The sequence below is a fragment of the uncultured Phocaeicola sp. genome, from assembly GCF_948499155.1.
In the GTDB taxonomy this organism is placed as follows: Bacteria; Bacteroidota; Bacteroidia; order Bacteroidales; family Bacteroidaceae; genus Phocaeicola; species Phocaeicola faecalis.
In genome coordinates, this window is record NZ_CAOOSE010000006.1 from 133,419 (window position 1) to 147,259 (window position 13,841).

Sequence of the window (13,841 nt, forward strand, 5' to 3'; positions counted from 1 at the left end):
ATGAATAATTACTTTGAAAGCTGAAGAGATAGAATTTTTCTAATTATAAAAAGAAAGATTGTGTTTATGAAGCATGAATAGTTTTTTTGCTATCTTTGTCTGTCTCCATGCAGTCAATCGCTTTTCGAGATATCAAGGAATGAAGGAAAAACCTTAAATAGAATAAAATGAGGAAGCAATCTTTTTGTTGGATGGCAATAGCTGTACTATTGTGTTCATGCGGCGGTAAAACGACTCGCCAGGAAGTGGAGGATGAAATCATTTCGCCTCGTATGATTGATTTGTCAGAGGTGAGATATTCGGATACTCCGCAGTTGTTATCTGCCTTTGTCGACAGTATCGAGTATATTCGAATATCAGATACTCTGTTGATACCTGATTTGCGGAAAGTGCATCTGGCAGAAGATGCTAAAGGGAATGTGTACTTGGACTTCGATAAAATATATAAATATACTGCTGACGGGCGGTTCGTCCAGTCTTTATTCAAGATAGGAGAGGGGCCCGGTGAAGTGAATGTCAAATATGAACCCGGTATTTATAATATGTGTGAGCATACTGTTTGGGTGCAGAAATATGGAGAGCAATATAGTAAATATACGTTAGACGGTGAGTTTGTAGGAAGCATGAATCGTAAAACAGGGATAACTAATTTTAATCTGCTTGCCTGTTGGAATAATGGTGAACTCTTTCGTTATGAAAGCGATATGAATCCTCAGAAAGGAGATGTCGTAAACTTGGACAGCGCTTACTTTTTCAAGGTAAGAGATAAAAATGGGAAAATAGTTTATCAGCTTCCCAATTATCATTTTGATATAAAGGCTACCTCGCCGGGGCATGGTACTATCCTTACGTTGGGAGGGCCTATTGATTATGGGGAAATAAGTAAATCGCTTTTCTGGGTGAAGCCGATTCATGTAGATACCGTTTATTGTACAACGGATTGGACAGACGTCCGCCCTTATTATATCATACGGAAAAACGATAAGGCGGCAGATTATGAATGGTATGTGCGGATGCAGGTGGGGGACCTCACGCGGGAGGATGCCGGAAAGGAACAGCTGACGAGTGTCTGTGCATTTCAGTCGGGAATGTTGTTTGGATACTTATTTGACAGACAACAGTTCGGAGTGGGATTTTGTCAGGCAAACGGTAAGGCCGGAGCGGTCTCTAAAGTCTTTAAGAATGATGTCGACGGGTATTGTCCGTCGCTTGATATGTGGCAGGCTATGGGATATAAGATACTCTACCCCAGGAATGGCTATTTGTATCTGTTGGTTGATGCTTTCAAGTTCTTTGAAGAAGGAGCGAAGTCTCCTTTTGCCGACCTGACGGAAGATAGTAATCCGGTGTTGGTCAAGCTGAAGTTAAAATAATCAGAAAGCGGTGACTGCAGATATTCAATGTATCGTGTATCTGCTGTCACCGCTTCCGGTCTATTGGTGTATTATCTGTTTTTATACATCCTTTCGTAATACTTCTGATAGTCACCGCTGGTTACATCTTCCACCCAAGCTTGGTTCTCCAGATACCATTGGATGGTTTTCACGATGCCCACTTCAAATTTTGTTTCAGGATACCAGCCCAGTTCCTTTGTAATCTTTTCGGGGTCGATGGCATAACGCTGGTCATGTCCCAAACGGTCTTTGACGAACGTAATCAGTGATTCGTTTATCCAGTCAATGCTGATTTCGCCGTTCTCTTTCCGTTCCTTCTTTTTTAATACCTTGCGATATTCCGGATTTTCGGTCATCATTTGATGGATAGTGGCGATGGTAAGCTTGACTATTTCTATATTTTGCTTTTCATTGTGCCCGCCTACATTGTAAACTTCTCCGTTGCGTCCCTGGCGTACCACCAAATCGATGGCTTTGCAATGGTCTTCCACATACAGCCAGTCACGCACGTTGCTGCCGTCACCGTAAACGGGAAGCTTCTTGCCTTCCAGAATATTCTTGATGATAAGCGGAATCAGTTTCTCGGGAAAATGGTAAGGGCCGTAGTTGTTGGAACAACGGGTGACGGTGACAGGCATTTTGTATGTATCACGATATGCCATCACAATCATGTCGGCACTTGTCTTTGAGGCACTGTAAGGGCTGTGAGGGCAAAGAGGTGTCTCTTCTGTAAAGAAACCTTCGGCTCCCAGGCTGCCATATACTTCGTCGGTAGACACCTGATGATAGCGTACGTCTTTGCGCCAAGTGGGATAACCGTATTCGTCTTTACCGGTCACCCATGCACGGCGGGCGGCATCCAGCAGGTTTTGTGTGCCAAGGATGTTGGTCTGTAAAAACAGTTGCGGGTTCTCAATGCTGCGGTCCACGTGGCTCTCGGCGGCAAAGTTCACCACATAATCAAACTTATATTCAGCAAAGAGCTGGTCGGCAAGTGCTTGGTCGCAGATATCTCCTTTTACAAAGAAGCAACGTTCATTATCAATGTCAGATGCAATGGTTCCCAGATTTCCGGCGTAGGTCAGGGCGTCAAGGACAACGACCTTGATATCGTCATGCTTGGCCAAAATGTACTTTAAATAGTTGGCGCCGATGAATCCGGCAGCTCCTGTAACGAGATAAGTCTTCATATTTCTTAGTTTTTACTGTTTTAGTGGTGCAAAGTTCGGAAAGATTTTCTTACTATCCAACTTATTCTGCCAATTCTATTACTTCTAAATCTTTAAATTCTCCTTGGTCTATTACAAAACGCACTAATGTGCGAACGGTGTGGAAACCCGATTTGCCGGCTGCTCCCGGATTGATGTGCAGCAGGCCGAGGGTCTTGTCATATTTCACCTTCAGAATGTGGGAGTGTCCGCTGATGAATAACTTTGGCGGCCTTACAAACAGGCTGCCGCGGATGGATGGGTCGTAATTGCCCGGATAACCGCCGATGTGCTTCATCAGTACTTCTGCACCGTCGACAGTAAAACGATTTATCTGCGGATAAAGTTTACGGATTTCTTGTCCGTCGATATTGCCGTATACGGCACGAAAGGGTCGGAAGGCCGCTAAGCGTTCGGCAACTTCCACTGAGCCGATGTCGCCTGCATGCCAAATCTCGTCACATTCCTCAAAGTATTTTAAATATTTATCGTCCCAATATGAATGAGTATCCGATAATAATCCAATTCTAGTCATCGTTTGTTTGTTTATTATCAACAAAGGTACTATATTTGACACAAATCTTAGCATAATATGGAGAGCAAATATCATTATTTTAAACGTGATATCAGTTGGTTATCATTTAATCATCGGGTATTGCTGGAAGCCGATGATGATTCCCTTCCGTTGTATGAGCGAATAAATTTTGTTTCGATATATTCTTCCAATCTCGAAGAGTTCTATAAAATACGTGTGGCAGAGCATAAGGCAATTGCATCGGGCGGCCATAGTGATGATGTTACTCAGGAAGAGGCAAAACATCTTATTCATCAGATTACCGAGGTGGTGAATGAGCAGATGGAGGACCGTATTCGTATTTATGAACGTAAGTTGATTCCCGCTTTGCGTGAGCAGCAGCATGTGGTGTTTTATCAGAGTAAGCAGGAAGTGGAACCCGTGCATACGGAGTTTATCAGGAATTTCTTTAAGGAGGAGATTTTTCCTTATCTGCAACCTGTGCCTGTGTGCAAGAACCGTATCAAGACTTTTTTACGTGATAACCGCCTTTATCTTTCGGTGCGTGTCATCCGTCGTGACACCGGTGAGAAGGAATACTATATCATTAAATTGCCTTATAGTAAAGTGCCCCGTTTCATCGAGCTTCCCCGAGTGGGTGATTATTTCTATCTGATGTATATGGAGGATATCATCAAGGCAAATATCGACCGTATGTTTCCCGGCTATGAGTTGGACTGTAGTTATTGTTGCAAGATTTCGCGTGATGCCGATATTTTTGTCGACGATGCCGAAAGTGCTGAAAAGATGGTGGAGCAACTGAAAAAGAAGGTGAAGAAGCGCAAGATAGGGGCGGTATGTCGTTTTGTGTATGACCGCAAGATGCCTGCCGACTATCTGGAATTCCTTGTGGATGCGTTTGGCATCAACCGTGATGAGTTGGTTCCGGGTGACAAGCATCTTAACCTTGAAGACTTGTCGCATTTGCCCAATCCTAATCGTGACAGTGAGGCGCCGGTCAAGCCGGTACCTATGAAACTGAATTATCTGGATGAAAAAGAATCCATCTTCCGATATGTCAATAAGCGTGATTTGCTGTTGCATTTCCCCTATCATTCGTTCGACCATTTTATCCATTTCCTTTACGAAGCGGTGCATGACCCTTCCTGCAAGGAGATTATGATTACCCAATACCGGGTGGCAGAAAACTCGGAGGTCATCAATACGCTGATAGCTGCTGCACAGAACGGCAAGCAAGTGACTGTCTTTGTGGAGCTGAAGGCACGTTTTGATGAAGAAAACAATTTGGCTACGGCCGAGCTGATGGAGAAAGCGGGGATACACATTATATATAGTATCCCGGGATTGAAAGTGCATGCAAAGGTGGCATTGGTGCTCCGTCGCAACAAGGAAGGAAAGCAAGTGCGCAGCTATGCTTATATCAGTACGGGTAATTTCAATGAGAAAACGGCAACGGTATATGCCGATTCGGGCTTGTTTACTTCGAATGAAGTAATTGTCAATGACTTGCATACACTTTTCCGTGTGTTGCGTAAGGAGGTGACTGAACCGAAATTCAAACGTCTGCTGGTGGCACGGTTCAACCTGCTGCCGGAGTTGCGCAGACGGATTGGTTATGAAATAAATATGGCAAAAGCCGGGAAGGAGGCACATATCATTCTGAAAATGAACGCGCTGCAAGACCCGGCTATGATTGGTGAACTTTATAAGGCGAGTGAAGCGGGTGTAAAGATTGATTTGATAGTCCGCGGCATCTGTTGTTTGATACCCAATCAAGCATACAGCAAGAACATCCGCATCACCCGCATTGTAGACAGTTTCTTGGAACATGCCCGTATCTGGTACTTCCTGAACGGTGGAAAACCGCTTCTTTTCATGGGGTCGCCAGACTGGATGAGGCGTAATCTGTATCGACGGATAGAGGCGGTGACTCCTGTCATGGACGGAGGGTTGAAACAGGAGATGATTGATATGCTTCATATCCAGTTGAGGGATAACCAAAAGGCAGGATGGGTGGACGAGAACTTAAAGAATGTGCTGAAAAAGAATCCGAATGAAGAACCGGTGCGCGCCCAATATGCATTTTATGAGTATCTGAAGGAGAAGAATGAGCGTAATCAGTCATAACTTAATGTGTTTTTCATTAGTGGTGCATGCCGGCAGCGTGGGTCTGGAACAACAGAGACCATGCCAGAATGATAGGTCGCTTTCATTTTGACATAGCCTCTGTTGGTACGTCCATGCGTGTTATTCTTGGATTCCCAGTTTCAGCTTGACGAACTCTTTAATAAACTGCACAGTTCCGTCTATACCCAATACCGACGAGTCAATGCATAGATGATAAGTCTCTGCAGCTCCCCATGTCTTATAGCTATAATAATTATAATAGGAAGAGCGTTTTTTATCTGCTTTCTCCATCAGCTCTTCGGCAGCTTCCGACGGTATGTGGTGAATTCTCATCAGTCGCTCTATTCTCGCTTCCTTTGAGGCAGATACAAATATATTGACGCAACGAGGATGGTCGCGCAGGATATAGTCGGCACATCTTCCCACAAACAGACAAGATTGTCTTTCGGCCAGCTCGCGTATCACATCGCTCTGAATCTTGAACAGTGAATCATTGCTCAGACAGCTTCCGTAGGGGATGGCGCCATCACTGATAAAAGGAAAACGTGTTCCGAACAGACCACCGATGATGCTTTGCGAAGCCCGTTCGTCGGCCTTCTCGAAAAACTCCTTGCATAATCCGCTTTCGTCGGAAGCAAGTTTAATCAATTCTTTATCATAGAAGGCGATACCGAACGTTTTTGCCAGCTTCTCGCCTATTTCTTTACCACCACTGCCTAGCTGACGGCCTAGGTTTATAACATAATGCTCGTTCATAGTCGTAACAAATTAGTAAGTATATATCGGCAAATATAATTATTTAATTTGAAACTTGCTTATGTGCATGGGACTTAAAAATCTGGAATTGTCGATAAAGCATGACGGCTGCTACGATACTGGCCGCCAAATCGGAAATCGGCATACTCATCCAGATTCCTTTTGATCCCCAGAATATGGGCAGAATGATGATGCAAGGTAATAAGAAAAGCAGTTGGCGGGTAAGGGATAGGAAAATGGCCTTGGATGCCATTCCGATACTTTGGAAAAAGTTGGAAGTAACCATCTGAAAGCCGATAATGGGGAAAAACATGACCACGATACGCAGCCCGGTGGCCGAAAGATTGATTAATCCTTCATGGGTGGTAAAGGCGGATACAGCCAATTCGGGCATCAGTTCGCCTACAAGGAATCCGGTGGTGGTGACGATGGTTGCTCCGTAGATGGTCAGTTTCAGTACTTGGTTGACACGATGGTATTGCTGGGCGCCGAAATTGTATCCGGCAATGGGCTGCATGCCTTGGTTTAATCCCATGACAATCATGACAAACAGGAACACGATGCGGTTTACAATACCGAAAGCACCGATGGCCAGGTCACCGTCATACTCTTTCAATCCTTTGTTGATGAAGATGACAATGAAACAGGCTGCCAAATTCATCAGGAAAGGGGACATGCCGATGGCAATGGTGTTTTTTACGATACCGCTGCGTAGTTTGTAAATGCCGCGACGCAGGTGGAGCAGCTCGTTTTTGTTGGTGAAGGTCTTGAACTGCCATGTCAATGAAATGATTTGTGCCAAGATAGTGGCAATTGCCGCACCTTCAATGCCCCATTTGAATATATAAATGAAGATAGGGTCGAGCAGTGTATTGATAATAACGGTGGTGATAGTGGCTATCATTGCTTTTTGCGGATGTCCGGATGCCCGGAGCAAGGCGTTCAGCCCGAGATACATGTGTGTCACTACATTACCCAGAAGAATGATGTACATATAATCGCGGGCGTAGGAGATAGTGTCTGCGCTGGCCCCGAAAAAGTAGAGAATAGGGTCGAGAAAAAGAAGTGTGAGGATGGTGAAGCCAATACCGATAATGAGATTCAGGGTGATGACATTACCTAAAATATGCTGGGCGGTATCATAATCCTTTTGTCCCAATCTGACAGAAACAAGTGTGGAAGCACCTACGCCTACCAGCGAACCGAAGGCGGCTGCCAGATTCATAAGAGGGAAAGTAATGGCTAATCCTGAAATGGCTAACGGTCCTACCCCATGTCCGATAAAGATACTGTCTACCATGTTGTAAAGCGATGAGGCGGTCATTGCGATGATTGCGGGGATTGCGTATTGCATCAATAATTTTCCAATTCGTTCTGTGCCTAGTTCTGTTGCTGTTCCTGCTTTTGCCATACTTTTTCTTTTTACCTGTTTAATTCTGAAATTCGTTGCAAAGGTACGCAAAAATTGAGCTTGAGGAAAAAGATTATGTATCTTTGCGATGAAAAAAATAATAAGTAACAGTAGCTAAGATGAATTTTAAGAGTAGAATAGTGATGGGCTGCCTGCTTGGAGTATGTGTATTGCAAGTATCGGCGGAAAAGACTTATAAATATCGTATCAGTCTTCGTGATAAAGCGGAAACGGCTTACTCTGTCGGCAGTCCGCAAGCATATCTTTCAGAACGTGCCTTGGAACGCCGGGAGCGGCAGGGCTTGAAGGTGGATGAGACAGATTTGCCGGTGTGCCGTACTTATGTTGATGCTATCGTGGGTAAGGGTGCCTCTGTAGTGACAAAAAGTAAATGGAACAATACGGTGGTGGTAGAAGTGACCGACACTGCCTTGATAGAACAAATAGCGGAATTGCCCTTTGTTGTGAAAACAAAGAAAGTATGGACTGCTCCGGATAGTATTCCGGCCCGCAATGCGGAACGCAAGAAGGAGGTGACAAACAAGTTTTCGAAAACGGATAACTATTACGGTCAGGCTTATCGGCAGATTGCCGTTCACCGGGGAGACAGGCTTCATGCCGCAGGTTTCAAAGGGGAAGGAATGCAGATTGCGGTCATCGATGCAGGCTTTTATAATGCTGACGAGATAAAGTTTTTCAAGAAAATGCATCTCTTGGGGATTCGTGATTTTGTAAATCCGCAGTCGGATATCTATGCTGAGAACTATCACGGCATGAAAGTGTTATCATGTTTGGCGGCCAATCAGCCGGATGTGCTGGTGGGGACTGCGCCCGAGGCTTCTTATTGGTTGCTTCGCAGTGAAGATGATGATACGGAGCAGCCGGTAGAGGAGGATTACTGGGCGGCAGCTTTGGAATTTGCCGATAGTGTGGGGGTAGATGTGGTGAATACTTCGTTGGGATATTATGAGTTTGATGATAAAGCGTGTAATTATCGTTACCGTGACTTGGACGGACATTATTCTTTGATGTCAAATTCTGCTTCGATGGCGGTCGACAAAGGACTGGTGGTGGTATGCAGTGCAGGAAATTCCGGCCGTGGCACTTGGAAGAAGCTGACTCCTCCGGGAGATGCGGAGCATGTTATCACCGTGGGTGCCATAGATAAAAATCTGGTGAATGCAGACTTCTCTTCTATCGGCAATACGGCAGACGGTCGTGTGAAGCCTGATGTGATGGCAGTGGGAGTAAGTTCTGCGGTATCCGGCAATGACGGCACGGTGGCTCATGCCAATGGCACTTCGTTTGCATCGCCCACATTTTGCGGATTGGTGGCTTGTTTTTGGCAGGCCTGTCCGTGGCTGACTGCCAAACAAGTGGTGAAGGCCATGCAGGACGCCGGCGACCGTAAAGAGTATCCCGATAATATTTTCGGTTACGGAATACCCGATGTGTGGAAGGCTTATCAATCGGAATTGAAAAAGAAAAGGCCGTAACAAGCTGATTGCATCGGCAAGGGTGACTCTGAGTGAAATGAAGAATCAGGTATTATAAATGAATAAACGAAATATGGATGCACCTCCTCTGTCCTTATATGAATTGAATGCGCTGGTAAAACGCAGCATCACCTCTTGTATGCCCGATACTTATTGGCTGCAGGCGGAACTGAGTGATGTGCGTAGCAACTACTCCGGCCATTGTTACCTTGAGTTTGTGCAAAAAGAGCCGAGAGGAAATAATTTGATAGCCAAGGCCCGGGGAACTATTTGGAGTAATGTGTACCGGCTGCTGAAACCTTACTTTGAGGAAGAGACCGGACAGGCATTTGTGGCGGGCATTAAAGTGTTGGTGGAGGTGTCGGTGGAGTTTCACGAACTTTACGGATACTCATTGACTGTAGTCAATATTGACCCTACCTATACGTTGGGGGATATGGCACGCCGTCGGCGTGAAATATTGAGGCAGTTGGACGAAGAGGGTGTCCTCACTCTGAATAAAGAGTTGGAACTTCCTTTGCTCACTCAGCGGATTGCAGTCATTTCATCTGCCACGGCAGCCGGTTACGGAGACTTCTGTAATCAATTGGAGCATAATCCATACGGCTTTATTTTCTATCCTCGTCTTTTTCCTGCCGTCATGCAGGGCGACAGGGTGGAGGAAACCATCATTGCAGCCCTCGACACCATCAATGCGCAGCGTGACGACTGGGATGTAGTGGTCATTATTCGGGGAGGCGGTGCCACTTCCGACCTTTCGGGCTTCGATACCTACGAGCTGGCGGCAAACTGTGCACAATTTCCGTTGCCTATCATTACAGGCATCGGGCATGAACGTGACGATACCGTTCTCGACAGTGTTTCACACACGCGTGTGAAAACACCAACGGCTGCTGCCGAATTTCTCATTAACCATCTGCACGACACGGCTGAGACGCTGGAAGATTATGCGTCGTCCATTCTTTATGCCGTCACTGCCCGGATGGAGAAGGAAAAGACGAGGCTTACCCGCCTGGTGGAACGTATCCCGATGCAGACCCGTATGCGCATACAGGAGGAAAGGCATCGGCTGGAGTTAGTTGAGAAGCACGTGGAAACTCTTTCTCAGAAGAGGCTGGCGGAAGAGAATCATCGTCTCCGGCTCTTGGAGCAACAGATAAAAGCGGCTTCGCCCGAACATCTGCTGAAACGCGGTTACAGCATTACCCTGAAAGAGGGGAAAGCTGTTACAGATGCCTCTTGCCTGAAAGAGGGTGACAAACTCATCACCCGCTTCGCAAAAGGAGAAGTGAGAAGTATAGTAATAACCGATAAATAATATTCAAGAATATGGCAGCAAAGAAACAGACATACGAACAGGCCATGAAGCGCCTCGAAGAAATAGTTGCCCGCATCGATAGTAATGAACTCGACATTGACAGCTTGGGTGAAAGCCTTAAAGAAGCGCAGGAACTCATTAGGTTCTGCCGTGAGAAGCTTTATAAGGCTGACGGGGAAATCAAGAAAATATTGGAAGAGGAAGATAAATGATAAACAATTCTTCCTATTTGGTTGGAATTTGCAAATATAAACCTTAATTTTGCTCGCAATCGTAAATAATAATATTAAAAGCATACACAATGAAAGAGATTGATTGGGCGAATCTGTCCTTCGGCTATATGAAGACAGATTATAATGTACGTTGTTACTATCGCGACGGTGCATGGGGAGAATTGGAACTTTGTTCGGAAGAAACACTGAATATTCACATGGCGGCTACTTGTCTGCACTATGGACAGGAAGCATTTGAGGGTCTGAAAGCATATCGCGGTAAAGACGGTAAAGTTCGTATCTTCCGTCCGGAAGCCAACGCACAGCGTTTGCAGAGTACTTGTAATGGTATCCTAATGCCTGAACTGCCGACAGAGACATTCCTTGCAGCAGTGAAAAAGGTGGTGAAAGCCAACGAGCGTTTTATCCCTCCTTACGAAAGCGGCGCTTCTCTTTATATCCGCCCCTTGCTTATCGGAACCGGTGCACAGGTAGGTGTACATCCTGCCAACGAATATATGTTTGTCGTATTTGTAACTCCTGTCGGTCCTTACTTTAAGGGAGGTTTCTCTACTAATCCATACGTTATTATCCGTGAGTTCGACCGTGCGGCTCCTTACGGAACCGGCCGTTACAAGGTAGGCGGAAACTATGCAGCCAGTTTGCTTGCCAACAAGAAAGCACATGATTTGGGCTACTCTTGCGAGTTCTATCTGGATGCAAAAGAAAAGAAATACATCGACGAATGCGGTGCCGCCAATTTCTTCGGAATCAAAAACAATACGTATATCACCCCGAAATCATCTTCTATCCTGCCTTCCATCACTAACAAGAGCTTGATGCAATTGGCAGAAGATATGGGTATAAAAGTAGAATGCCGCCCTGTTCCTGAAGAAGAACTGAAAACATTCGAAGAAGCGGGTGCTTGTGGAACAGCAGCTGTTATCAGCCCCATTCAGCGAATTGATGATTTGGAAAACAATAAATCGTATGTCATCTCGAAAGATGGTAAGCCGGGACCGATTTGCACAAAACTGTACACAAAGTTACGTGCCATTCAGTATGGTGACGAACCTGATACTCATAATTGGGTCACCATTCTTGATTAATATTTGTGAGGGACATAAACTTCCTCTCAGTGAAAAGAATAATAAGGTTTGCAAGCGAATTGCAAGCCTTATTTTTTTTCTCTTTCTTAGATATTCCCTACCTTTGCCAGACAAAACAAATAATCATAAGAATTTGCATGGGAAAAGGAAAACTAGAGAAATTTGCAGATATGCGTGACTATCCGCACGTGTTTGAATACCCTTATTCGGTGGCCGATAATGTTCCTTTTGAGATGAAAGGGAACTGGAACCGTGACTTTTTTAAAAATGATAATCCAATCGTGCTTGAATTGGGGTGCGGACGTGGGGAGTATACGGTAGGACTGGGGCGTATGTATGCCGATAAGAACTTTATCGGGGTAGATATAAAAGGAGCCCGTATGTGGACTGGTGCTACAGATGCGCTGAAGGCAGACATGAAGAACGTGGCATTTCTGCGCACCAATATTGAAATTATCGAACGCTTCTTTGCTCCCGGCGAGGTAAGTGAAATCTGGCTCACCTTTTCAGACCCTCAGATGAAGAAGGCCACCAAGAGACTCACCTCTACCTATTTTATGAACCGTTATCGCAAGTTCTTGAAACCGGACGGATTAATCCATCTGAAGACTGACAGCAATTTTATGTTCACTTATACTCGTTATATGGTAGAGGAGAATCATTTTCCTGTCGAGTTCCTGACTGAAGACTTGTATCATTCAGGGCTTGTCGACGATATTTTGGGTATTCGCACTTATTATGAACAACAATGGCTCGACCGTGGTTTGAACATCAAATATATGAAGTTCCGCTTACCGCAAGAAGGGGAGTTGCGCGAACCCGATGTGGAAATCGAATTGGACGAATATCGCAGTTACAACCGTAGCAAGCGAAGCGGTTTGCAAACAAGTAAATAATAAATAATCTACATTATGACCTTATATCCAAAATTGATTCTAGACGCTCTGGCAACGGTGCGTTATCCCGGAACGGGAAAGAACTTGGTTGAAGCGGAGATGGTTGCCGATAATCTCCGTATTGATGGAATGTCTGTCAGTTTCTCTCTGATTTTTGAGAAACCCACCGATCCGTTTATGAAATCTATGTTGAAGGCTGCCGAAACAGCTATTCACACTTATGTATCTCCTGATGTTCAGGTTACTATCTCTACGGAGAGCCGTCAGGCGGCACGTCCTGAGCCGGGCAAGATGCTTCCTTTGGTGAAAAATGTCATAGCTGTTTCTTCAGGCAAAGGAGGGGTGGGTAAATCTACCGTAGCTGCCAACCTTGCAGTCGCATTGGCTAAGTTGGGCTATAAAGTGGGTTTGCTGGATGCTGATATATTCGGTCCTTCCATGCCGAAAATGTTTCAGGTGGAAGATGCCCGTCCATACGCTGAGCAGATTGACGGTCGCGATTTGATTGTCCCGATTGAGAAGTATGGCATCAAACTCCTTTCCATCGGTTTCTTTGTAGACCCCGACCAGGCAACCTTGTGGCGTGGCGGTATGGCGAGCAATGCCTTGAAGCAATTAATAGGAGATGCCAATTGGGGCGAATTGGACTATTTTATTCTCGATACTCCTCCGGGTACCAGTGATATCCATCTTACTTTGGTACAGACACTTGCCATTACGGGAGCCGTAATTGTCAGCACACCGCAACAAGTGGCATTGGCCGATGCGCGCAAGGGTATCAATATGTATACTAATGATAAGGTGAATGTGCCGATTCTCGGATTGATAGAGAACATGTCATGGTTTACTCCTGCCGAACTGCCCGAAAACAAATACTATCTGTTTGGTAAAGAAGGTGCGAAACAGTTGGCGGAAGAGATGAATGTTCCTTTGCTGGGACAGATTCCTATTGTGCAAAGTATCTGCGAGAATGGTGACAAGGGCACTCCTGCTGCTTTGGACGAAACGACTATTACAGGACGTGCTTTCTTGGAATTGGCGGAGAATGTGGTGAAGCAGACTGCGAAGCGCAATGCAGAACAGGCACCGACACATATTGTAGAGCTGAAAAAATAAGCTGATACTGGAGAAGGCTGTGTAAAAATAAAACCGGCCTGTCATGCTGTAAGGAGATGTATCAAAACTTTTCTTTTATCGAAGAGGATGTGTCAAAACAAAAATGACCCTTCCGAAAAGTTACAGATTGTAACTACCACACTTAAAAGAGCCGTATCAAACTCTGTTTCGAGTAATGATACGGCTCTTTCAGGTTCAGTAGAAATCTTATGGTGATGACTTTCGGGCTCTCTGCCAACACTATGGAAGTGATTTTCTATAGT

Annotated in this window: 12 protein-coding genes; 8 read left to right on the forward strand and 4 right to left on the reverse strand. The window is 45.2% G+C overall.

Going from position 1 to position 13,841, the window contains the following annotated elements; all coding sequences use genetic code 11:
• Positions 1 to 191: 191 nt before the first annotated feature.
• The gene (locus QYT14_RS06860) at positions 192 to 1,373 is read left to right on the forward strand and encodes a hypothetical protein (protein ID WP_289307180.1); all 1,182 of its coding nucleotides are present in this window, start codon (positions 192 to 194) and stop codon (positions 1,371 to 1,373) included.
• 71 nt (positions 1,374 to 1,444) lie between these two features.
• Here QYT14_RS06860 and rfbB read toward each other — a convergent pair whose 3' ends face one another.
• Positions 1,445 to 2,584, reverse strand: a complete 1,140-nt coding sequence (gene rfbB, locus QYT14_RS06865) for a dTDP-glucose 4,6-dehydratase (protein WP_288324588.1) — start codon at positions 2,582 to 2,584, stop codon at positions 1,445 to 1,447.
• A 61-nt stretch (positions 2,585 to 2,645) separates the two neighbouring features.
• Positions 2,646 to 3,137, reverse strand: a complete 492-nt coding sequence (locus tag QYT14_RS06870) for a metallophosphoesterase family protein (RefSeq protein ID WP_177797995.1) — start codon at positions 3,135 to 3,137, stop codon at positions 2,646 to 2,648.
• Between the two features lie 57 nt (positions 3,138 to 3,194).
• Between QYT14_RS06870 and QYT14_RS06875 the strand changes: the two genes are divergently transcribed.
• Complete coding sequence (locus QYT14_RS06875; RefSeq protein WP_177797996.1) at positions 3,195 to 5,264, forward strand: RNA degradosome polyphosphate kinase; 2,070 nt, start codon at positions 3,195 to 3,197, stop codon at positions 5,262 to 5,264.
• A gap of 120 nt (positions 5,265 to 5,384) precedes the next feature.
• Here the strand turns inward: QYT14_RS06875 and QYT14_RS06880 are convergent, their stop codons facing one another.
• Entirely contained in the window at positions 5,385 to 6,020 is a 636-nt protein-coding gene (locus tag QYT14_RS06880) for a cytidylate kinase-like family protein (RefSeq protein ID WP_288324589.1), read from the reverse strand.
• A gap of 43 nt (positions 6,021 to 6,063) precedes the next feature.
• Positions 6,064 to 7,431, reverse strand: a complete 1,368-nt coding sequence (locus QYT14_RS06885) for an MATE family efflux transporter (RefSeq protein ID WP_237040020.1) — start codon at positions 7,429 to 7,431, stop codon at positions 6,064 to 6,066.
• A 119-nt stretch (positions 7,432 to 7,550) separates the two neighbouring features.
• On the opposite strand from QYT14_RS06885, the gene QYT14_RS06890 reads away from it, so the two are divergent.
• The 6 genes from QYT14_RS06890 (at position 7,551) to QYT14_RS06915 (ending at position 13,578) form a co-directional block, all read left to right on the forward strand.
• Positions 7,551 to 8,927, forward strand: a complete 1,377-nt coding sequence (locus QYT14_RS06890) for a S8 family serine peptidase (protein ID WP_288324590.1) — start codon at positions 7,551 to 7,553, stop codon at positions 8,925 to 8,927.
• A 73-nt stretch (positions 8,928 to 9,000) separates the two neighbouring features.
• Positions 9,001 to 10,245 (forward strand): exodeoxyribonuclease VII large subunit, encoded by a 1,245-nt coding sequence (xseA, locus tag QYT14_RS06895; protein WP_237040061.1) that lies wholly within the window; start codon positions 9,001 to 9,003, stop codon positions 10,243 to 10,245.
• Between the two features lie 11 nt (positions 10,246 to 10,256).
• Complete coding sequence (gene xseB / locus QYT14_RS06900) at positions 10,257 to 10,457, forward strand: exodeoxyribonuclease VII small subunit (RefSeq protein ID WP_237040022.1); 201 nt, start codon at positions 10,257 to 10,259, stop codon at positions 10,455 to 10,457.
• An 89-nt stretch (positions 10,458 to 10,546) separates the two neighbouring features.
• Positions 10,547 to 11,566, forward strand: coding sequence for a branched-chain amino acid aminotransferase (locus QYT14_RS06905; protein WP_288324591.1), 1,020 nt, complete (start codon positions 10,547 to 10,549; stop codon positions 11,564 to 11,566).
• 137 nt (positions 11,567 to 11,703) lie between these two features.
• A complete protein-coding gene (trmB, locus tag QYT14_RS06910; protein WP_288324592.1) occupies positions 11,704 to 12,462 on the forward strand; it encodes a tRNA (guanosine(46)-N7)-methyltransferase TrmB in 759 nt (252 codons plus the stop codon).
• A 15-nt stretch (positions 12,463 to 12,477) separates the two neighbouring features.
• Positions 12,478 to 13,578 (forward strand): Mrp/NBP35 family ATP-binding protein, encoded by a 1,101-nt coding sequence (locus QYT14_RS06915; RefSeq protein ID WP_237040025.1) that lies wholly within the window; start codon positions 12,478 to 12,480, stop codon positions 13,576 to 13,578.
• The last annotated feature ends 263 nt before the right edge of the window (positions 13,579 to 13,841 follow it).

Excerpts from the sequence above, each read along its gene's own strand:
- QYT14_RS06880 (WP_288324589.1), bottom strand. The coding sequence starts at position 6,020 with ATGAACGAGCATTATGTTATAAACCTAGGCCGTCAGCTAGGCAGTGGT.
- xseB (WP_237040022.1), top strand. The coding sequence starts at position 10,257 with ATGGCAGCAAAGAAACAGACATACGAACAGGCCATGAAGCGCCTCGAA.
- QYT14_RS06915 (WP_237040025.1), top strand. The coding sequence starts at position 12,478 with ATGACCTTATATCCAAAATTGATTCTAGACGCTCTGGCAACGGTGCGT.
- QYT14_RS06885 (WP_237040020.1), bottom strand. The coding sequence starts at position 7,431 with ATGGCAAAAGCAGGAACAGCAACAGAACTAGGCACAGAACGAATTGGA.
- trmB (WP_288324592.1), top strand. The coding sequence starts at position 11,704 with ATGGGAAAAGGAAAACTAGAGAAATTTGCAGATATGCGTGACTATCCG.
- QYT14_RS06905 (WP_288324591.1), top strand. The coding sequence starts at position 10,547 with ATGAAAGAGATTGATTGGGCGAATCTGTCCTTCGGCTATATGAAGACA.
- QYT14_RS06890 (WP_288324590.1), top strand. The coding sequence starts at position 7,551 with ATGAATTTTAAGAGTAGAATAGTGATGGGCTGCCTGCTTGGAGTATGT.
- QYT14_RS06870 (WP_177797995.1), bottom strand. The coding sequence starts at position 3,137 with ATGACTAGAATTGGATTATTATCGGATACTCATTCATATTGGGACGAT.
- rfbB (WP_288324588.1), bottom strand. The coding sequence starts at position 2,584 with ATGAAGACTTATCTCGTTACAGGAGCTGCCGGATTCATCGGCGCCAAC.
- QYT14_RS06875 (WP_177797996.1), top strand. The coding sequence starts at position 3,195 with ATGGAGAGCAAATATCATTATTTTAAACGTGATATCAGTTGGTTATCA.
- xseA (WP_237040061.1), top strand. The coding sequence starts at position 9,001 with ATGGATGCACCTCCTCTGTCCTTATATGAATTGAATGCGCTGGTAAAA.
- QYT14_RS06860 (WP_289307180.1), top strand. The coding sequence starts at position 192 with ATGGCAATAGCTGTACTATTGTGTTCATGCGGCGGTAAAACGACTCGC.